Source organism: Acinetobacter tjernbergiae DSM 14971 = CIP 107465 (assembly GCF_000374425.1).
In the GTDB taxonomy this organism is placed as follows: Bacteria; Pseudomonadota; Gammaproteobacteria; order Pseudomonadales; family Moraxellaceae; genus Acinetobacter; species Acinetobacter tjernbergiae.
Genome location: NZ_KB894366.1, coordinates 75,929 through 96,467 on the forward strand (window position 1 = coordinate 75,929; position 20,539 = coordinate 96,467).

18 protein-coding genes are annotated in these 20,539 nt (G+C 40.6%); 8 read left to right on the forward strand and 10 right to left on the reverse strand.

Features of this window, described 5'->3' with window-relative positions; all coding sequences use genetic code 11:
* The first annotated feature begins 36 nt into the window (after positions 1-36).
* Together adeC and C502_RS0111395 are read left to right on the forward strand one after the other, a co-directional pair.
* Positions 37-1,440: an AdeC/AdeK/OprM family multidrug efflux complex outer membrane factor gene (gene adeC, locus C502_RS0111390; protein WP_018678947.1), complete on the forward strand. Its 1,404-nt coding sequence runs from the start codon at positions 37-39 to the stop codon at positions 1,438-1,440.
* A 229-nt stretch (positions 1,441-1,669) separates the two neighbouring features.
* Complete coding sequence (locus C502_RS0111395; protein ID WP_018678948.1) at positions 1,670-2,065, forward strand: acyl-CoA thioesterase; 396 nt, start codon at positions 1,670-1,672, stop codon at positions 2,063-2,065.
* 226 nt (positions 2,066-2,291) lie between these two features.
* Here C502_RS0111395 and fdhD read toward each other — a convergent pair whose 3' ends face one another.
* From fdhD to C502_RS0111415, 4 genes are all read right to left on the reverse strand, one after another.
* Entirely contained in the window at positions 2,292-3,080 is a 789-nt protein-coding gene (gene fdhD / locus C502_RS0111400; RefSeq protein ID WP_018678949.1) for a formate dehydrogenase accessory sulfurtransferase FdhD, read from the reverse strand.
* A gap of 47 nt (positions 3,081-3,127) precedes the next feature.
* The gene (locus C502_RS0111405; RefSeq protein WP_018678950.1) at positions 3,128-5,536 is read right to left on the reverse strand and encodes an FdhF/YdeP family oxidoreductase; all 2,409 of its coding nucleotides are present in this window, start codon (positions 5,534-5,536) and stop codon (positions 3,128-3,130) included.
* A gap of 171 nt (positions 5,537-5,707) precedes the next feature.
* Positions 5,708-5,890, reverse strand: coding sequence for a cbb3-type cytochrome oxidase assembly protein (locus tag C502_RS0111410; RefSeq protein WP_018678951.1), 183 nt, complete (start codon positions 5,888-5,890; stop codon positions 5,708-5,710).
* Positions 5,891-5,932: 42 nt separating this feature from the next.
* Positions 5,933-6,751 carry a hypothetical protein gene (locus C502_RS0111415; RefSeq protein ID WP_018678952.1) on the reverse strand — a complete coding sequence of 273 codons (819 nt, stop codon included), beginning with the start codon at positions 6,749-6,751 and terminating at the stop codon, positions 5,933-5,935.
* Positions 6,752-7,111: 360 nt separating this feature from the next.
* Here C502_RS0111415 and C502_RS0111420 point away from each other — a divergent pair, with 360 nt between their 5' ends.
* The 4 genes from C502_RS0111420 to C502_RS0111435 all read left to right on the forward strand — a co-directional run bounded on the left by C502_RS0111420 (position 7,112) and on the right by C502_RS0111435 (position 11,160).
* Positions 7,112-8,557: a cytochrome ubiquinol oxidase subunit I gene (locus C502_RS0111420; protein WP_018678953.1), complete on the forward strand. Its 1,446-nt coding sequence runs from the start codon at positions 7,112-7,114 to the stop codon at positions 8,555-8,557.
* Positions 8,550-9,554 carry a cytochrome d ubiquinol oxidase subunit II gene (gene cydB / locus C502_RS0111425; protein WP_018678954.1) on the forward strand — a complete coding sequence of 335 codons (1,005 nt, stop codon included), beginning with the start codon at positions 8,550-8,552 and terminating at the stop codon, positions 9,552-9,554. The genes C502_RS0111420 and cydB overlap by 8 nt, the downstream gene beginning before the upstream one ends.
* Before the next feature lie 9 nt (positions 9,555-9,563).
* Positions 9,564-9,686, forward strand: a complete 123-nt coding sequence (locus C502_RS19650) for a hypothetical protein (protein ID WP_004662679.1) — start codon at positions 9,564-9,566, stop codon at positions 9,684-9,686.
* Between the two features lie 61 nt (positions 9,687-9,747).
* Positions 9,748-11,160: an aminotransferase-like domain-containing protein gene (locus C502_RS0111435; RefSeq protein ID WP_018678955.1), complete on the forward strand. Its 1,413-nt coding sequence runs from the start codon at positions 9,748-9,750 to the stop codon at positions 11,158-11,160.
* Here C502_RS0111435 and C502_RS0111440 read toward each other — a convergent pair.
* Positions 11,157-12,221 (reverse strand): AraC family transcriptional regulator, encoded by a 1,065-nt coding sequence (locus C502_RS0111440; RefSeq protein ID WP_018678956.1) that lies wholly within the window; start codon positions 12,219-12,221, stop codon positions 11,157-11,159. The genes C502_RS0111435 and C502_RS0111440 overlap by 4 nt on opposite strands.
* 118 nt (positions 12,222-12,339) lie before the next feature.
* On the opposite strand from C502_RS0111440, the gene C502_RS0111445 reads away from it, so the two are divergent.
* Together C502_RS0111445 and C502_RS0111450 are read left to right on the forward strand one after the other, a co-directional pair.
* Positions 12,340-13,056 (forward strand): enoyl-CoA hydratase/isomerase family protein, encoded by a 717-nt coding sequence (locus C502_RS0111445; RefSeq protein WP_018678957.1) that lies wholly within the window; start codon positions 12,340-12,342, stop codon positions 13,054-13,056.
* Between the two features lie 37 nt (positions 13,057-13,093).
* On the forward strand, positions 13,094-13,921 hold the full coding sequence (locus tag C502_RS0111450) for an SDR family oxidoreductase (protein ID WP_018678958.1): 828 nt from the start codon (positions 13,094-13,096) through the stop codon (positions 13,919-13,921).
* Positions 13,922-13,982: 61 nt separating this feature from the next.
* Here the strand turns inward: C502_RS0111450 and C502_RS0111455 are convergent, their stop codons facing one another.
* The 5 genes from C502_RS0111455 to hutH all read right to left on the reverse strand — a co-directional run bounded on the left by C502_RS0111455 (position 13,983) and on the right by hutH (position 20,512).
* Positions 13,983-15,254 (reverse strand): Glu/Leu/Phe/Val family dehydrogenase, encoded by a 1,272-nt coding sequence (locus C502_RS0111455; protein ID WP_018678959.1) that lies wholly within the window; start codon positions 15,252-15,254, stop codon positions 13,983-13,985.
* A 32-nt stretch (positions 15,255-15,286) separates the two neighbouring features.
* Complete coding sequence (gene hutG, locus C502_RS0111460) at positions 15,287-16,207, reverse strand: formimidoylglutamase (RefSeq protein WP_026315792.1); 921 nt, start codon at positions 16,205-16,207, stop codon at positions 15,287-15,289.
* Positions 16,208-16,241: 34 nt separating this feature from the next.
* Positions 16,242-17,447: an imidazolonepropionase gene (hutI, locus tag C502_RS0111465; protein WP_018678961.1), complete on the reverse strand. Its 1,206-nt coding sequence runs from the start codon at positions 17,445-17,447 to the stop codon at positions 16,242-16,244.
* Between the two features lie 52 nt (positions 17,448-17,499).
* The gene (locus C502_RS0111470) at positions 17,500-18,909 is read right to left on the reverse strand and encodes an amino acid permease (protein ID WP_018678962.1); all 1,410 of its coding nucleotides are present in this window, start codon (positions 18,907-18,909) and stop codon (positions 17,500-17,502) included.
* Between the two features lie 64 nt (positions 18,910-18,973).
* The gene (gene hutH, locus C502_RS0111475; protein ID WP_018678963.1) at positions 18,974-20,512 is read right to left on the reverse strand and encodes a histidine ammonia-lyase; all 1,539 of its coding nucleotides are present in this window, start codon (positions 20,510-20,512) and stop codon (positions 18,974-18,976) included.
* Between the last annotated feature and the right edge of the window lie 27 nt (positions 20,513-20,539).

The following is a 20,539-nucleotide window of genomic DNA, read 5'->3' on the forward strand; positions in this document are numbered from 1 at the left end:
CCTCTGTATTTATCCTTATATTATTTGGAGAAGACCATGTCTAAAGTGACTGTCTTATCTCGTGGGCTACTCATCTCTACGCTTTCAATGACGATGATGGCATGTATGAATATGCAAGCACCACAGCCGATGATCAAGTCAGATATTCCACAGAATTTTGCACAGACAAACACAGGAATTTCGATTGCACATCAGGGCTATAAACAATTCTTTGTCGATACTCAATTATTACAAGTGATTGAGATCAGTTTAAATAACAATCGTGATTTACGTACAGCCACCTTGAATATTCAACGCGCACAACAGCAATATCAGATCAGTAAAAATGCTCAGTTACCTAGCATTGGTGCGAATGGCAGTGCTGTTCGACAAGCCAATCCATCTGTCAACCCAAACAATCCTTATTCGACCTTTCAAGTGGGTCTTGGTGTGACAGCCTATGAACTGGATTTTTGGGGACGTGTCAAAAGCTTAAAAGATGTGGCGTTGAATAATTACTTTGCCACGCAAAGCGCACAAGAAGCCATGCAGATCAGTTTAGTCAGCCAAGTTTCGCAAGCATGGTTGGATTATGCCTTTGCTCAGGAAAATCTTGAGTTCGCTCAACAAACCTTAAAGACACAACTTGATGCATACAATCTGAACAAAAAACGTTTTGATGTGGGTATTGATAGTGAAATTCCCTTAGGTCAGGCACAGATTTCCGTAGAAACGGCACGAAATGATGTCGCAGCTTATAAAACCCAAATGTCGCAAGCGCAGAATTTACTGAATCTGTTAGCTGGACAAAATATTCCACAGCAACTGCTACCCAATCATATGATTAAGAACATTAGCTCTGAGACCAGCTTTGCGACAGGTTTAAGTAGTGATTTACTTAATCATCGTCCCGATCTCAAAGCGGCTGAATACCAACTTAAAGCAGCAGGCGCAAATATTGGCGCAGCAAAAGCACGTATGTATCCAAACATTAGCCTGACAGGTTCTACAGGTTATGCCTCAACTGAACTAAAAGATTTATTTAAATCTGGTGGCTTTTCTTGGTCAGTTGGCCCAAGTATTGATCTACCTATTTTCGATTGGGGGACGCGTAAAGCCAACATTAAGATTGCTGAAACTGAACAACAGATTGCACTGGCAGATTATGAAAAAGCCATTCAATCCGCCTTCCGTGAAGTCAATGATGCTTTGGCTACGCATGCCCATATTGAAGATCGTTTAAATGCGCAACGCCGTTTGGTTTCTGCGACCGATACCACTTATAAATTATCCACGGCTCGCTTTATAACTGGCATAGAAAGTTATTTAACCGTATTGGATGCACAACGTTCTGCTTATGCTGCTCAGCAAAGCTTACTGATGCTCGAACACACTAAATTGAATAATCAAATCGAATTATATAAAGCTTTAGGCGGTGGATTATCTAAACCGATCTCTTAGCTTTTAACTTATTTTAGAACTCGGTTTTTAGTTGAAGTCACTTGCTTGCGCTTTACCTGAAATGCAAACATTGCTTTAACTAGAAATCGGTATCCAATTTTTAAGTATTGAAACTTAAAAAGTAAAGTCTATAGATTAGTCGCCTAAGTCTCAGATTAGGGCTGACTTATTTAAGCACCAACATTTATAGTATTAAACTTTCAATGAGAAAATAACAGTTGATCTATCTATGTTCACACTCTCGATTACCCCAAGATTTTACGAAACTGATGCCTTTGGGCATATCAACAATACTGTAATCACAGGCTGGTTTGAGACTGCACGTGAGCCTATTTTCCGTATCTTTAATCCAAATATGGAAATTAAAAATCTCCCTTTAATTCTCGCTCGCGTTGAAGTCGACTTTGTTGCCCAAATCTATTACGGTGCAACGATTGAAATCAAAACATGGATTGAACGCATTGGAAATTCATCATTTGTTGTTGCACATGAAGCTTGGCAAAATGACCACTGTGTTGCGCGTGGCAAAGCGGTTCAAGTATATTTCGATTTCAGCACACAAAAATCAAGCTCGATTCCAGATCAATTCCGCGTACAGTTACAGCAGTACTTGGTTGCTCAATAAGCTCAATATTCTAGCAACCGCAAATGACGTCTTTATTTGCAGTTGCTTAGATTTACTCAGTCAAATTTTCGAGAGAATTAGAGGTTAGCCAAAGCATAAATGACCTAAAACGACGATACTAAAATCAAGTTATTGATCTATCTTTTTATTTTCTTTGCTGAGGAATATATTTTCGAGCATGTCTTTGGTAATGGCGTGCAAATAACCAAATCATAAATTTTTACGATTATTCTGTATATAAAACAAAGCTATCACCACGACAAAAGCTGGCTAAGGTTAAATTTAATTGCTTTGCCATTTCAATCGCCATAGTGGTCGGCGCAGAGATCGTTGCCAGTAGACCAATATTGTATTGCGCACATTTACGAATCAGTTCATAACTTGCTCGACTGGTCATCACCACAAAACCATCAGCAACATTCAATTTTTGTTCAGCCAAATAGCCCAATAATTTATCCAAGGCATTATGACGTCCAACATCCTCAAACAAAGCCACGATTTTCCCTTTCACCACCCATGCCGCAGCATGCGCACCACCTGTTAACTCACTGATTTTTTGCCTAACTTTGAGTTGGGCAATCGCATTCGGAATTTGATTTAGCCAGATCGAAGAGACGGTTGTATTTACGACAGGTAAATTCGCATAGAGTTGTTTTAGGCTTTCAACTCCACATAAACCACAGCCTGTTCGCCCAACCATTATTCGCCGATGCTCTTTTAACGCCATAAATGCACGAGATGAGACCGTCATATCCACTTGAATACCGAGTTCAGTTTGACTAATGTCTAGCGAATACAATTCATTTAAGCTATGTAAAATCCCCTCAGACAGACTAAAACCTTTGGCAAATACTTCGAGATCTGAAGGCGTTGCCATCATAACTGCATGTGAAATCCCATTATAAATCAGTGCAACAGGATATTCCTGCACAATATAGTCCATCTCATTTTCTGAAATATCCCGATGGAAACGATGCACTTGCACCGTTTCATAGCCTCGAATTTTTGTATCCACACTTTACCTCGTTCACATTGCCTAATCGAAAATTGAATTTCGAAAGGCTATGTACTACTCACCCTTTCATTGGCATGTTCAGGATCGACTGCAACCGCAAGATTAAAATGTTCAGGTGCTTGCCCTGCATGCAGAATCACAGGAACACTTTTTGATGCTGGGATTTTGGCATATTTGTCATGACTACCTAAGGCAACCAATGGATTGGTTTCAGGATAATAAGCTGCCAAACTGCCTTTCGGAATGTTATAAGGGACAATACGGAAACTGTGTACAACCCGTTTAACCCCATCCGAGAACACACTTTCAATATCAACCCATTGATCCACTTCAAACCCTGCCTCATCAATATCTGTTTGGTTCATAAACAGGACACGGCGTTGCCCGAATACACCACGGTAGCGATCATCTAAACCATATAAAGTGGTGTTGTATTGGTCATGCGAGCGTGTAGTCATCAAGGTATACACCTGCTGCTCAGTATATGCTGCTGCGTATTGATTTTCTTTATCTTGGTAGACCTCTGCCAACGGTGTAATCAAAAACTGAGCTTTGCCACTTGGCGTATTCCACACATGTTGATTGGCTGGATGCTCTAGATGGAAACCACCTGATTGATAAACACGTTGATTAAAATCATGAAATTCATCAAAGACATCAGCAATTGAGTCACGGATACGATCATAGTTTTCGATATACCAATGCCATTTCACTTGGCTCTCTGGCAAAGCTGCTGCTGCCATACGAGCGACAATATCAGGTTCGGACAAAATATTGTCTGAAATGGGTGGATTACGCCCTGCTGAAAGATGAACATTACTCATCGAATCTTCAACTGAAATCGCTTGCGCACCATGCATCTGCATATCAACTTCAGTGCGCCCCAAACAAGGTAGCATCAAAGCATCTTGACCACAGACCAAATGGCTACGATTCAATTTCGTGGTAATATGTACCGTTAAATCACAACGGCGTAACCCTTCTTGGGTATATGGAGTATCAGGCGTTGCGACTGCAAAATTTCCTCCTAGACCAATAAAAACTTTTACCTCTCGTTCATACATGGCTTTAATGGTATCGACCACACCAAATCCATGTTTACGTGGTGATTTAATCCCAAATACCCGATCAATACTATCCAGTAGTTTATCACTTGGGTGTTCATTAATACCCATAGTTCGGTCGCCTTGTACATTACTATGACCACGTACTGGACATAGACCTGCACCCGGACGACCAATATGCCCACGTGATAGCATCAAGTTAGCCAACATATGAATATTGGCAGTCCCATGACGATGTTGGGTAATGCCCATGCCCCAACAGAAAATTGCCTTTTTGGCATCAAGGAACATTTGCGCAATTGATTCTAAATGTTCGGCTGACAGCCCCGTATATTGATGAATTTCAGCCCAATCTGTTCGATCAATTTCAGATAACATTTCCTCGAAACCAATCGTATTCATTTCAATGAAGCTACGATCAAAAACGCTTGGTTTTCCTTTCGCGAGTGCCTTTTTATCCCATTCTGATAAATGCTTTAACACACCGAACAGTAAAGCATAATCCCCACCAATTTTAGGTTGGAAGTAATAACGACTAATTGGCGTACTACTATTGGTCATCATTTCCAATGCTGCTTGTGGGTCTTGGAAACGCTCTAAGCCACGTTCTTTAATTGGATTTATCGCAACAATATTGCCTCCTCGTCGAGAGACTTCTCTGAGCGTCGCCAACATACGTGGATGATTGGTCCCTGGATTATGCCCAAAGCTAAAAATGGCATCCGCTTGATCAAAATCCTCTAAAATAACAGTTCCTTTGCCCAAACCAATCGCATCTTTTAAACCAACACTCGTGGTTTCATGGCACATATTGGAACAATCTGGGAAATTGTTGGTTCCAAAACTTCGGACAAAAAGTTGGTAGAGAAACGCCGCCTCATTGCTGGCACGACCTGAGGTATAGAATGCAGCTTGATCTGGATGATCGAGTGCTTGTAAATGTTTAGCAATCAGTTGAAAGGCTTCATCCCAAGAAATCGGTACATATTTATCTGAAATAGGGTCATATCGCATCGGGTCAGTTAAACGCCCTAAATCTTCTAGATAAAAATCACTCTGTTCCGACAACCAGCTCACCGTATGTTGTGCAAAAAATTCAGGTGTTACGGTTTTACTGGTTGCTTCAAATGCCACCGCTTTGGCACCATTTTCACAAAAGTTAAAGGCATGTGTATCTTTTTTCTCAGGCCATGCACAGCCTGGGCAGTCAAAACCTGTCGGTTGATTAATATTCAGTAAAGTAATTGAACCTTTTTTTAAGATATCTTGGCGCTTGAGATTTCGTGCAACACTCAGTAATGCTCCCCACCCTCCTGCGGGTTGGGTATAAGGCTCGATTCTGGCATAACCTGTATTTTCTTGTTTAAATTTGCTTTGCTCTGAATTATCCATTTAATCGCCTACATCATTGCGCTATTTAAGTTTCAATCTAAGATACAATTAACATGAATTTTTATTCTTTTCTATTTTTGATTTGTCTAATTCTAATGATTAAAATTAAAAAACTTACTGGCAATTGCTCAAATGGCCAGTAAGAGAGCTAAAACCTAGTGCTTAAATTAACTATTCAGACGACTGATTAAGCTGAATGGATTGTGGTATTTGAGTTGTATTTTGCTTCTGTTGTGATGGCATATAATCAGGCTGATGAGATACAGCAAGGAAGAAGAAACCTAAAAATAAGCAGCCTAATAAAATACTGATTCCTACTGCAAGGTATGGGAATTTTGATTGTTGCTGAGACATAGATCCACTCCTATTCAAATATTAAAATTCAATTCGATACAATCACATTGTGGACAAAACCTTATAGCTCGCGCCATTTTGAAGGCGAGTTTGCATGTATTCGGCATAGACCGATAACTTCTCAAAAATATGTTCTGAATAAAACATATCTTCAATTAGATGCGCCGCTTGCGCTTGGCTAAATTGACCAATTTGTGCAATAAGTTTGGCATTGAGATCCGAAAACAAAGTACAGATCGTTTTATGTAATTCATCTTTGTTTTTAAATAACAATTTTTTAGTATTCAGCAATTTATCATCAACCATTTGCGGTGCTGTGTCGGCATGAATCACATCAATTTTAATTTCAAAATAATCTTGCAAAATTTGCAGTTGTTCTGGATTTATCGACAAATGCGTAATCAAAAACAGATGGGTAACATCTGTACGACAGAGTGCTTTAACAAGACTCCGAAAAAGAAAATCCTCTTCACTTTTCGGATAGTCTACGAGATCAACATACAGCTTTAGACTATGCAGCACCTGTTCAATTTTGAAATTGACACTTTTTTCTGCCTGAAAATAGGGATTCAAAATCGACAATACTGACGGCACGACAGGCGTTGTATAAATCACCGACTGATTTAAATTGGCAATAATAAATGGTGCAAATAAATATCCCAGATTATTATCATTTTCACCAATCGAAGACTGTGCAATATAAGCAACACGATCTTTGGAAAAATCTCTTAAAACCTTGCCTCTTAATAAAGTCGCTTCCAGATTGACATACTCAAGACGTAGTTGTTCCTGTACCGATTGCGATGGCTCTCTGTATTGAAACAGATGCGTCATCGCATTAAGTTCTTTGGTCACAAACATTGTCATATGCCATCCAGTCAAAATCATTATGTTTCGAACAATCTACAAGCCTTATTGAAATTGCATAGGCTGCTGAGTTCATGTTGTCATTTTGGATGAAGCATATAGAACTGCATAGCTACAGAGTTTAGTTAAAAAAATATAACAGATTATTTCATTCCCATTCATCTGTTATAAAAAAACAAGAAGAAATTGTACCTACTTATATACAACAGAAGATTGGATGATAAATAAAACTTAAATAGATTTTAAATAAGGATTGAGCAATCCATGCCACTCTTTTTATTTTCAAATATTTAAGTCCATTCTTTCACATTTTCCTAGCGACTGCTTTTGCTGGTCTGTTATAGGAGAGGATCTATGGATCTCGGTCTCACTGCTTTAGAATTAGCTCGAATACAGTTTGCATTTACTGTTTCATTTCACATTATCTTTCCTGCCACCTCAATCGGCTTAGCCTGTTTCCTCGCTCTGCTAGAATGGAAATGGCTGCGTTCTCAAAATCCCATTTATAAAGATCTGTTCAAATTCTGGATCAAAATCTTTGCGGTTGCCTTTGGAATGGGTATCGTGTCTGGCGTGGTGATGAGTTACCAGTTTGGCACGAACTGGAGCGAATTTTCCCGCGTTGCAGGAAGTGTTACAGGCCCATTACTCACCTATGAAGTTTTAAGTGCATTCTTTTTAGAAGCGGGTTTCCTCGGCATCATGCTCTTTGGTTGGGGACGGGTCAGCCCCAAAGCGCATTTTTTTGCTACCCTCATGGTTGCAATCGGCACCTGTATTTCCATGTTCTGGATTCTATCTTCGAACAGTTGGATGCAAACACCGCAAGGCTTTAGCATAGAAAATGGCATTATCATCCCAACCGATTGGTGGGCGATCGTGTTTAATCCCTCTTTCCCTTATCGCTTTGCGCATATGGCGGTTGCCGCATTTTTAGTCTCATCCTTATTGGTGGTGGGTACTGCGGCGTGGCATCTGATTCAAGGTCGCCGTGATGAACTGATCAAAAAATCATTTTCGATGGGGCTTTGGATGGTACTCGCCACTTCATGTTTACAAGTGGTGATTGGCGATCATCATGGTTTGAATACCTTGAAACATCAACCTGCAAAATTAGCAGCGATCGAAGGTCACTGGGAAACCAATCACAATGAAGCAATGCCACTCCTGCTGTTCGCCATTCCGAACATGGATAAAGAAGAAAATCTCTATGAAGTCGGAATTCCTCATCTTGGCAGTTTGATTCTGACTCATTCACTGAATGGCAAAGTGACAGGCTTAAAAGATTTCGCGCCTGAAGATCGCCCAAATGCCAGCATTGTGTTTTGGAGTTTCCGTGTCATGGTTGGGCTTGGCATGTTAATGGTGTTGCTCTCTTTCTTTGCTTTATGGCTGCGTAAAAAAGGCAAGCTTTATGGTTCATCTTGGTTTCATAAATTCGCTTTTGTCATGGGACCTACAGGCTATATCGCCTTACTTGCGGGTTGGGTCACGACTGAAGTCGGTCGTCAACCGTGGGTAATTTATGGAGTGATGCGGACTAAAGATGGTTTATCCCATGCAGTGACAGCCGATCAGGTCGGAATCAGCTTAATTATCTTCGTACTGGTCTATACCATCGTGTTTGGTAGCGGCATTTACTATATGTTGAAGCTCTTGAAAAAAGGCCCTGAATTTATTGAAGCGATTGATCTTGAGCCCGCAGGTCATGGGCATTTCAAAACCCCAATGCGTCCTTTAAGTGCAGTCGATGAAAGCATTGATCAACAAGCCGCAAACAAGGAGAAGCACCATGATTGATTTATCTCTGATTTGGGTGGGCATTATTGGCCTCGGTGTATTGATCTATGTCATTTTGGATGGCTTTGATTTGGGAATTGGGATTCTATTTCCCTTCATTAAAAACAGCGAAGAACGTGATGTGATGATGAATACCGTCGCACCTGTCTGGGATGGTAATGAAACATGGATGGTATTGGGCGGCGCAGGGTTATTTGCTGCCTTTCCTTTAGTTTATTCAACCGTACTGTCTGCGTTATATATGCCCATTACCCTGATGGTGATTGCCTTGATTTTCCGTGGGGTTGCCTTTGAATTTCGTTTTAAGGCGAATCGTACCAAATACCTATGGGATCAAGCCTTTATCTGGGGCTCAATTCTATCCAGCTTCCTGCAAGGCGTGATTTTAGGTGCTTATATTCAGGGTATCCAAACCACTCATGGTATTTTCTCAGGTTCAGGTTTGGATTGGTTTACACCTTTCGCACTTTTTACAGGTTTAGGCGTAGTTGTGATGTATGCAGCACTCGGCTGTGGTTGGTTGATTATGAAAACAGATAATGAACTACGAGATCAAATGTATGGGCTGATGCCTAAATTGATCATTGTTTTATTTGTGGTCTTTACGGGTGTCAGTTTATACACGCCGCTCACTCATCCTGAAATTGCAACACGTTGGTTTGCTTTGCCAAATCTGCTTTATTTTAGTCCTGTACCCATCTTGGTCTTATTATTTACATTCCTTATTTTAAAGGCATGTAAACAACGCCAAGATTTCAAACCCTTTATCTATACTTTAGCTTTAGTGTTTTTAGCTTTTACAGGTTTTGTGATCAGCCTTTGGCCAAATATCATTCCACCCTCCGTTACCATTTGGGAAGCAGCTGCACCCTACTCAAGTCAAAAGTTTGCCCTTATTGGTGCTGTAATTTTAATTCCTGTGATTATTGCCTACACCATCCTCTCGTATTGGGTGTTTAGAGATAAGGTGCGTATTGGTGATGCAGGTTATCACTAGGAGCTTGACATGAAAATAAAATCGCTGCATTTAAATCAAACCCAATGGTTTATAATCTTATGGTTAGTCGGATTTTTTGCACTCGCCATCATTGCAGGTCTATTTAGATTACTCTTGATGTTTGCTTATTAAAAAATGGGTGGAATAGCTTTTAGATGAGGGCTATTCCATCAATACGGATTTACTTTATTTTATGTATAAATCAGAACAATTAGCACATAACTTGAAACTGCTTATTGAAAATGGTTCTTGGCAGCCACACACCAAGTTACCCTCTTTACGTGAGCAAGTACAACGATCAGGTTTCAGTCTTATTACCGTGATGAATGCTTACCAAGAACTGGAAGCACAAGGGCTGATTTATTCAAAAGAAAAGTCAGGTTATTTTGTGGCTGAGCAAAATCATATTCAGATTCCACAAGCCTATTCAGTGGTATCTTTAAATCCGAAAATTGAAATTAACTCACTCGTTTTTAAATATCTCAAATCAATTCAATCTCCCAAAGTCAGCCCCTTAGGTTCTGCCTTTCCAGACAGTCAGTTGCTGTATCCCCCAAAACTGATTCAGATCATGGGACAACTTTCCCGCAATCGCCATAGTTATGACCAAACTTCAAATTTACCTCCCGGCAATTTAGCGTTACGAAAACTGATTGCGCAACGCTATTGTATGCAAGGCATTCCAACCGATGCGGATGACATTGTCATTACATCAGGTGGGCTAGAAGCATTAAATCTTTCACTACAAGCCATTACGCAACCTGGCGATTATATTTTATTACAACAAACGATTTTTTATGGTGCTTGGCAAGCTGCTGAACGTTTGGGTTTAAAAGTCATCACCATCCCAGAACATCCACAGCATGGCTTTGATATCGAGGCTTTTGAACAAGTTATCAAAAATTATCCAATTAAAGTCTGTTGGTTTATGCTAAATGCACATAATCCAATTGGATTTACTGTCAGCGATGACATCAAATATAAAATCGCTAAATTGTTACATGAACATCAAATTCATTTAATCGAAGATGATGTTTATGAAGAAATGTTTTATGGCAGCCAAAAACCATTACCGATGAAATATTTTGACCAACAGAATCTAGTATTACACTGCTCTTCTTTTTCTAAAACATTAGGTTCAAGTTTCCGCATGGGCTGGGTCTATGCAGGTAAATTCTCTGAACATATTCAACATTTACAATTGATGAGTACCATCTCTGCCAACGCACTGATTCAAAATGCACTGGTGGAATTCCTCTCCCATCATCATTATGAAAAGCATTTAAGAACTCTACGGCGCGCCTTAGAAAAGAATAAAAAACAATTCTTTCAATATCTCAAACAACATCTACCGAAAGACTGTAAGGTATATAACTATCCAAGTGGTTATTTTCTATGGATTCAACTTCCAGACAAAGTCAGCAGTATGCAAGTCTATGAACAGCTGATTCAACAACAGGTGGGCGTTGCGCCAAGTCCCTTGTTTAATGTGTTGCCCTCACATCAACATTTTATTCGTATGAATTGTTCTTTTGAATCGACAGAACAAATTCAGCATTCGCTAGAGTTATTCATCACGACGATTCAACGTCAAATACCCAATTAATTCAGCTTGGACAGATTATTCTTGCGATACTGACTCGGTGTTTCCCCAAACGTCTTTTTAAAGGCACGAATAAAATTGGTGGCTTCTTCATACCCTACCAAGCCAGCAATATCCTGAATACTATATTGCTGTTGTTGCAGTAATTTCTTGGCTTGATTAAAACGAACCTCAGCCAAGATTTGCAAAAATGTAGTGCCCTGTGCTTGTAAATGCCGCTTAATCGTTCGTTCTGACATATTTAAACGTTGTGCAATCAATGGAAGTGACGGATAACCATGACTAGAATGATATAACAACTCGGAACGAATACTTTTTTGTAAGTCCCGTGTACTTTCTTTTACGAGTTTAAGCTTGTCATTTTCACAATACAAAATAGCCTGCTGGAACGCGACTTGATCTGCATTCAAATTCTTAGAATGTAAATATTTTTTAGAAAATCGAAAACCATTACGTGGTTGATTAAAATGAATCTTTATCTGGGATAAATCAATTTTTTCATAATTCTGAGCATCTGCCCAATCCACAAAAACCTCACAACTTTCTGCAATTTTGTCAGAAAACAACGTGAGAAAATGGATCGCTCCAAATAATAAGCTCTCGATCAAAAAATGTCTTAACTGGTCAGATTGTTCTGCATCACCTAATTTCACTGGGTGAACATCATCTAGATAAACATAGATAAACGTTTCATCAATATGCCATTCAGGGGTAAAATTTTGGATTCGGGTACAAAAATACTGCTGACAAAGGCTTAACGCCGTTTCAACATCCGCACAACTTAAAAATGCAAACCCTAAAGCCCCATGCGAAGTTGGACGTAACCTAAACCCATATTCAATCCCGAGACGCGGATTCCTCGTCAGTCGTAACGCATTCACCACCAATTTTGACCATTGATGCGCACTCATCTTGGCATCGGCTTGTTTCATTTCAGTCAAGATCAGACCTGTTCCATGCAAAACGACGTGTGCATCAATACCATATTCATAGACGATTTCTAATAATACATGAGCATAAGAAACAGAGATGGTTTCTTGAAACAATCCAAAAGGATCTCGCATGACACATCCTATGTCCTAAAATGATTATTAATATGGCATAGTCTCCCCTATTGAGCGAGCATTTTCTTCGAAATAATAACCTCAAGATTGATGACTAAAACAATGAGGAATTGCTGAAATGGCAACCATGACACTCGATAAAAAGCAATCGACCTATGTGCTGAATTTAACAAATGGCAATCAGGAAAATGCTTTAAATAAAGCGGTATTAGAAGAATATTTTGCTATTTTTGATGAAATTGAAAGTGATAAAAATAATGCCTGTTTAATTATTCGAAGTGAGCATCCTAAAACCTTCTGTAATGGCTTAGACCTTGCTTGGTTAATGCAACAATCGTTGGAAGATAAAAAAGCCTTTACCCTGCAACTTGAAAATATGTTACTCCGTTTGGCACTACTCAACTTACCTGTAATTGCTGAAATAGGTGGTAATGCTTATGCAGGCGGTGCAATTCTCGCATCTGCTTGTGACTTCCGATTTATGCGATCGGATCGAGGACATTTTTGCTTTCCAGAAGTCCATCTGGGCATTCCTTTTACAGATACCATTGCTGAAATTGTACAACTACTTCCCAATCAACATGCGATCTGGGAAATGTCTTTGACAGGCAAAACCATGACAGGCACTGAATGTCTACAATCCCAACTCGTTCACCAAATTGAACCAATCGAAGCATTAAACTTTGAAGTGTTTAAATTTGCGGAAGATATGGCACAAAAGCACCGTATGACCTATGCCGTGATCAAACGTCAGCTCCGCCATCGAATTGTAGAGATTGCCAAGCAACGCCAACTCTATGATCCTGAAAAATTTGCTCACCCTTTCATGATCTAATTCAACGTTTACAACAACTCAAATCTAGGACATCTCAATGAATAATATGCAAGGAATAACTGTTTTTATTACGGGTGGCAGTCGAGGTATTGGCAGAGCCATTGCCTTAAAAGCAGCTCAGGCAGGTGCTAATGTCGTGATTGCAGCAAAAACTGAAGTTGAGACAACTAAATTAACAGGTACGATTTATAGTGTGGCTGAAGAAATTGAAGCTGCTGGCGGCAAAGCACTGCCTTTACTGCTTGATGTGAGGGATGAGCAGCAAATCCATACAGCTATTCAACAGGCAGCCAAAGCCTTTGGTGGAATTGATGTGCTGATTAATAACGCAGGTGCAATCGCATTGATGGGTGTGGAATCCACCTCATTAAAACAATATGACCTGATCCAAACCATTAACCATCGTGCCACTTTTATCTGCGCACAAGCTGCATTGCCCTTTTTAAAGCAATCTGAAAATCCGCATATTTTAAGCTTATCGCCACCTGTAAATATGTCACCGAAATGGCTCGGGATGCTTTCACCTTATGCTTTATCTAAATATGGTATGACGATTTTGACTTTGGGCATGGCGGAAGAATTTCGCCAATATGGCATTTCATGTAATACCTTGTGGCCTGAAACCTATATCGCAACCGCAGCCGTGTCTAAGAATTTAGGTGAGGAAAGCACCTTACAGGTCAGTCGTAAACCTGAAATTATGGCAGATGCAGCTTATGCAATTTATACGACCAATCGTGGTGAACTAACGGGACAAAGCCTAACCGATCAGCAAGCTCTAGTAAGAGTCGGTATCACTGACTTTTCTCAATATGCATGTGTCACTGGAAATACCAATTTACAGAAAGATTTCTTTTTGGATTGATTCAACCATAAAAAACGACCTTAAAACATAGATATTAAGGTCGTTTCAAAAGCAAAGAAAATTAACCCGGGAAAATACCGCGCTCTTTACGTGCTTTTAAGATACGCTCACAACCTAAAATGAAGGCTGCTGTACGTAAAGTACATTCTTTCTCGCTTGATTTATGCCATACATCATTGATAGCTTGAATCATCAACTTATCCAGTCTTTCGTTAATTTCTTCTTCAGACCAGAAGTAGCTCGACATATCTTGAACCCATTCAAAGTAAGATACGGTTACACCGCCAGCGTTACAGATGACATCAGGCACAACCGTAATACCACGTTGAACCAATACATCATCCGCTTCTGGCAAAGTTGGTCCGTTTGCACCTTCAAGCACTAACTTCGCAGTTAACTTTTGAGCACGTTCAACTGTGATTTGGCTTTCCAATGCAGCAGGGATCAAAATATCCATCTCTACATTCCAGAACTCTTCATCACTGATCACTTGCGCACCAGCAAAGCCACCCACACCTTGGTGAGTTGCCATGTGTGTTTTTAATGCAGCAAGATCAATCCCTTCTGGATTGAAAATCGTACCAGTGTGATCTTGAATCGTCACAATGATCGATTTCGAATCAGCAAACAAATATGCAGCTTCGCTACCTACGTTACCAAACCCTTGAACTGCGATTTTTGCGCCATCTAAAGGTAATTTGATTTTTTCAGCAACTTGTTGGCCTGTGATAAATACGCCACGGCCTGTCGCTTTGATACGACCAAGCGAACCACCGAGATGGACAGGTTTACCCGTGACAACACCCGTCACAGTATGACCTTGACCCGATGAGTAAGTATCCATGATCCAGCCCATCACGTTTGGATTGGTACCCACGTCTGGTGCAGGGATATCTTTTTGTGGGCCAATGATATGACTGATCTCACTGGTGTAACGACGAGTTAAGCGTTCTAATTCACGTGGTGAAAGTTGACGCGGGTCAACACGGATACCCCCTTTTGCACCACCAAATGGTAAATTTACCACCGCAGTTTTAATGGTCATCCATGCTGAAAGTGCCATTACTTCATTTAAATCTACATCTGGGTGATAGCGAATACCGCCTTTACCCGGACCACGTGACAAGTTGTGTTGTACACGATAACCTTCAAAATGACGAATTGTGCCATCGTCCATCACAATTGGCACGTCGACAATCAAAGCACGTTTTGGGCGCTTTAATGTGTCCACATAGTCTTCTAAACCATCTAGATATGGAGCAACACGCTCGATCTGTTTAAGATAAGTTGCCCATGGACCGTCATTTTGAGAGACATAAGATAAATTAGACATGTTTTATCCTCTTGATGCGTTCGTTTGAATCATCAATCAAATAGGTAATTAAAAATGATATAAGCGGCTAATTTGGCAGTTCTGTTATCCAAATCGAACCGTGGATTGCATTCAGCCACATCAAAAACCTTAATTTTTCCAGTTTTCTTAATGGCGTCTAATAATGGGTCAAAGACGGATAAATCAATGCCTTTGACTGCTGGTGCACTGACACCGGGTGCGATGCTGGCGCTAAATACATCCAAATCAACTGTGATGTATAAGTCGTCAACTTTTTCAATAAAACCGTTAATTTTCGAAATTAAATTTACAAGATTGGTCAGTTGTAATTCATGGTCGTAGATATAGCTACAATTCAAACGATCCGCTGTTTCAAACAAAACTTTAGTATTTGAATGCTTCGCAACACCGATACAGAGATAATTAAATTCTTGATCATGCTGTTCTGACAAGTTTGCTGCATTTAAAAAAGGTGTTCCTGAAGTCACCTGTTCAGCTTCACGAAGATCAAAATGCGCATCAAAATTAATGATGCCAATTTTAAGGTTTGGCTCACTGTTTTGGATATATTGAAATAACCCAGAAAAACTACCAAATGCGACTTCATGCCCGCCACCTAAAACAATCGGTTTCATGCCTTGTTTTAAGCTGCGTTCAACCTGCTCTGCCAGTTCAGCCTGAGCATGTTCTAATTTTCCATGATCACAAACCACTGTACCCAAATCAGCAATCGAAATCGGTTGATGAACAGGTAAATTTGCCAATTGAGCACGAATCATATCGGGTGCATCCGCAGCTCCTAATCGGCCTTTATTACGCTTCACGCCTTCATCCGAACTAAAACCGATTAAAGCAAAATCAGCATGTTGGCTGGTATTGACCACCTGATGGATACGAAGATGTTGTTCACCTTCACCATCTTGTCGCCCTTGCCATTTAAATGAATGGTTCATCATGAATACAACTCGTTAAAAATTAGTTTTGAGCCTAAATCGAAATTTCGGTGCCGTGCTGAATGATACGTTTTGGCAAATCGCCGCCTAACCAGTAGACAATTTCGGATGGATGTTCAATATCCCACGCAATAAAATCAGCAACTTTGCCTTGCTCTAAACTACCGTGCGTACTTTGCAAACCCAATGCATGTGCTGCATGAATCGTTACCGCTGCCAATGTTTGTTCAGGCGTTAAACGAAATAAAGTACTCCCCATATTCATCATTAAACGCAAAGATAGAGCTGGCGATGTTCCCGGATTTAAATCACTAGATAATGCGATACGTACACCATGTTGATGCAAACTGTCTAATGGTGGATATTTGGTTTCTCTCAAGAAATAGAATGCACCGGGCAATAACACGGCAACTGTGCCCGCAGCAGCCATCGCCTTGACATCATCCTCGCTCATAAACTCTAAATGATCAGCAGATAAGGCATGATAACGTGCCGCCAAACTTGAGCCACCCAGTGACGACAGTTGTTCTGCATGAAGTTTAATTGGGAGATTTAAAGACTGGGCTGTTTTAAATAGACGTTCGACTTGAGTAGGCGAAAATGCCAAATATTCACAAAAAGCATCGACTGCATCGACCAAACCTTCTTGATTGAGTTTTGGCAGCATTTCATTGCAGATATGCTCAATATAAGCATCACTTTGATCTTGATATTCAGGTGGTAAAGCATGCGCAGCCAAGCAAGTAGCACGTACTGTCATTGGTAATGTATCTGCAATTTTCCGAATCACACGGAGCATTTTCCGTTCATTCGTATAATCCAGACCATAACCTGACTTTATTTCAATGGTCGTTACACCATCTTTAAGCAAACAACGAATTCGTTTTAACGCCGATGCGAGTAATTGTTCTTCACTGGCTTCACGGGTCGCTCTAACCGTGCTGGCAATCCCTCCACCGCTGGCTGCGATTTCAGCATAACTGACACCTTGCAAGCGTTTTTCAAACTCGACGCTACGGTTGCCACCAAACACACTATGGGTATGGCAATCAATCAAACCCGGTGTCACCCAAGCGCCATTCAAATCAGTAATTTCGGAATAATCATCAGCAGGAAGGTCTTTTAATGCGCCAACCCAATGGATATGCTGCCCTGAAGTAACCATTGCAGCGTGTTCAATACTAGAATATTGCCCATCTTGCATCGTGGCAATATGACAATTTTTCCAAAGCTTTTTCATTCGGATTTCCTCTTACTGCTCAGGTGTGATCAACACCTGAGCAGCTTGATTATTAGCTTTCCATTTCAATATTTTGTCTTAACGTCGAGTTTTCTTTCACTGTGTTTTGTTTAGGTTTCACCCAAATGGTATAAGCAATCCAAAGTAAAAATAACCACGTTGCGCCAACATAAATTGCAGGTCGTGAGTCAGGAAAATATGCGATCACACCAAAGATAAATACCATGAATGCAATTGCAAAAGCAGGTGCGATTGGCCAGCCAATCACTGGAAAATCAAGGGCTTTAATTTCAGCCTTAGATAACTTACGACGCATCGCAACTTGAGAAAGTAAAATCATCAACCAAACCCAAACCGTGGCAAAGGTTGCAATTGATGCAATAATCATGAAAACGTTTTCTGGAATCAGGTAGTTTAAAACCACACCAACCAATAAAACACCGGCCATGACCATCACTGTCATATATGGCACGCCATTACGAGAAAGTTTGGTAAATGCTTTTGGTGCCTGACCTTCTTTGGCCATACCATACAACATACGACCAGCACCAAATACATCACTATTGATCGCAGAGATCGCAGCAGTAATTACAACAATGTTCAATACAGTTGCAGCTGATTTAATACCTAGATTTTCAAAAATTTGTACAAATGGACTACCTTGGCTACCAATTTGGTTCCATGGGAAAATTGCCATCAAAACAAAAATCGTTAAGATATAGAATAATAAAATCCGTACTGGAACAGCATTAATTGCGCGTGGAATCGTCGTTTTTGGATTTTCTGATTCGCCCGCAGTGATACCAATAATTTCAATACCACCAAAAGCAAACACCACCACAGAGAAACACGCAACCAAACCTGCAATCCCATTTGGCATAAAGCCATCGTGAATCCAAAGGTTTTGAATGCTAGCAACACTGCCATGATCGCCATGGAAACCATAAAGAAGTAAACCAAAACCACCCAAAATCATAGCAACAATGGCAACAACTTTAATCAGAGAGAACAAGAACTCTAATTCACCAAAGACTTTGACGTGAATCAGGTTAATCGCGCCCAAGAATGAAACTACGGATAAAATCCAGATCCATCGTGGGACATCAGGATACCAAAAGCCCATGTAAATCCCGAAAGCGGTGACATCGGCAATGGCAACAATGACCATTTCAAAAACGTAAGTCCAGCCTGTCGCAAAACCTGCTAATGGGCCAATATAATGAGATGCATAATGACTAAAAGAACCCGATACAGGATTATGTACCGCCATTTCGCCTAAAGCACGCATCACGATATAAATCGCGATACCAGCAATCATATAAGCCAATAACACTGATGGACCTGCGAGTTTAATCGCAGAAGCCGAACCATAAAATAATCCAGTTCCAATCGCAGAACCAAGTGCTAAAAATCGGATATGGCGGGCATTTAACCCCCGCTGTAGTGTGGAGTGTTGTGACATTATAATCTCCAATCCTTGAGGAAATTTAGTTAGATTCGGCCACTCCATGTGGCCGTTTTATTGATCACACGTTAGACAAGCTTGGTAATAGTTTTGGAATCAGTAATTCGTTTAAGCAACCACTTGCAAGCAATTCACTCGCTTGCTCAATATCTGGCGCAAAGAAACGATCTTCACTGTAATAAGGTACTTGGTCACGCAGTATTTTACGCGCACGCTCAAGTTTTGGAGAACTCTTCAAACCTTCACGGAAATCAAGACCCTGACATGCCCCTAACCACTCAACTGCAAGAATGCCGCGAACGTTGTCAGCCATATACCACAAACGTTTACCCGCATTCGGTGCCATGGAAACATGGTCTTCCTGATTTGCAGAAGTCGGTAAACTATCAACACTGGCAGGATGTGCAAGTGCTTTATTGTCACTTGCTAACGCAGCGGCTGTGACTTGAGCAATCATGAAGCCTGAATTGACCCCACCATTGGCAACCAAGAATGGCGGCAACTGTGACATGTGGCGATCCATCATCATCGAAATACGACGTTCTGACAGTGAACCAATTTCTGCAATCGCCAATGCAAGATTATCCGCAGCCATCGCCACAGGTTCAGCGTGGAAGTTACCACCTGAAATCACATCACCTTCTGCTGCAAACACCAATGGGTTATCCGACACTGCATTTGATTCAATTTCCAGTACTTCTGCGGCTTGACGAATTTGAGTCAAGCAAGCACCCATCACCTGAGGTTGGCAACGAAGTGAGTATGGATCTTGAACCTTGCTACAGTCTTCATGTGAATGTGAAATTTCACTCGATTCAGTTAATAAGTCACGATATGCAGCAGCAACATCAATTTGACCACGTTGACCACGAACTTCATGAATACGCGCATCGAATGGTGCACGTGAACCCAACATTGCCTCAACACTTAAACCACCACATACGGTTGCAGCAGCAAATAAATCTTCTGCTTCAAACAAACCACGTAAAGCATATGCTGTAGAAACTTGTGTCCCGTTTAAAAGTGCTAAACCTTCTTTTGCAGCCAAAGAAATTGGCTCTAGACCCGCAATTTTAAGTGCTTCAACCGCAGGTAACCATTCACCTTTATAACGTGCTTTGCTTTCTCCCAATAACACCAAAGACATATGTGCTAATGGTGCCAAGTCACCCGAAGCACCAACAGAGCCTTTTAATGGAATATGCGGATAAACTTCTGCATTGATCAACGCCAAAATGGCATCGATAACTTTACGGCGAATCCCAGAAAAACCACGTGCTAAACTATTTGCTTTCAGCAACATAATCAGACGCACCATCGCATCATCAAGCGGCTCACCCACGCCAGCGGCGTGTGACAACACCAACGAACGTTGTAATTGTTCTAAGTCTTCTGGTGCAATTTTAGTTGAAGCGAGTAAACCAAAACCCGTATTGATCCCGTATGCGGTACGGCCTTCATTGACGATTTGTTCGACACAAGCAACACTCGCATTGATTGCTTCTGATGCGCTGTCATCAAGTTTCACTTTAATTGGATTTAAATAAGCGTGGCGCAGATCTGCTAAGCTAAGTTTGCCCGGTTGAATTAGAAGTTCCATTATTGGCGTCCTGTTTTGCACTCTATT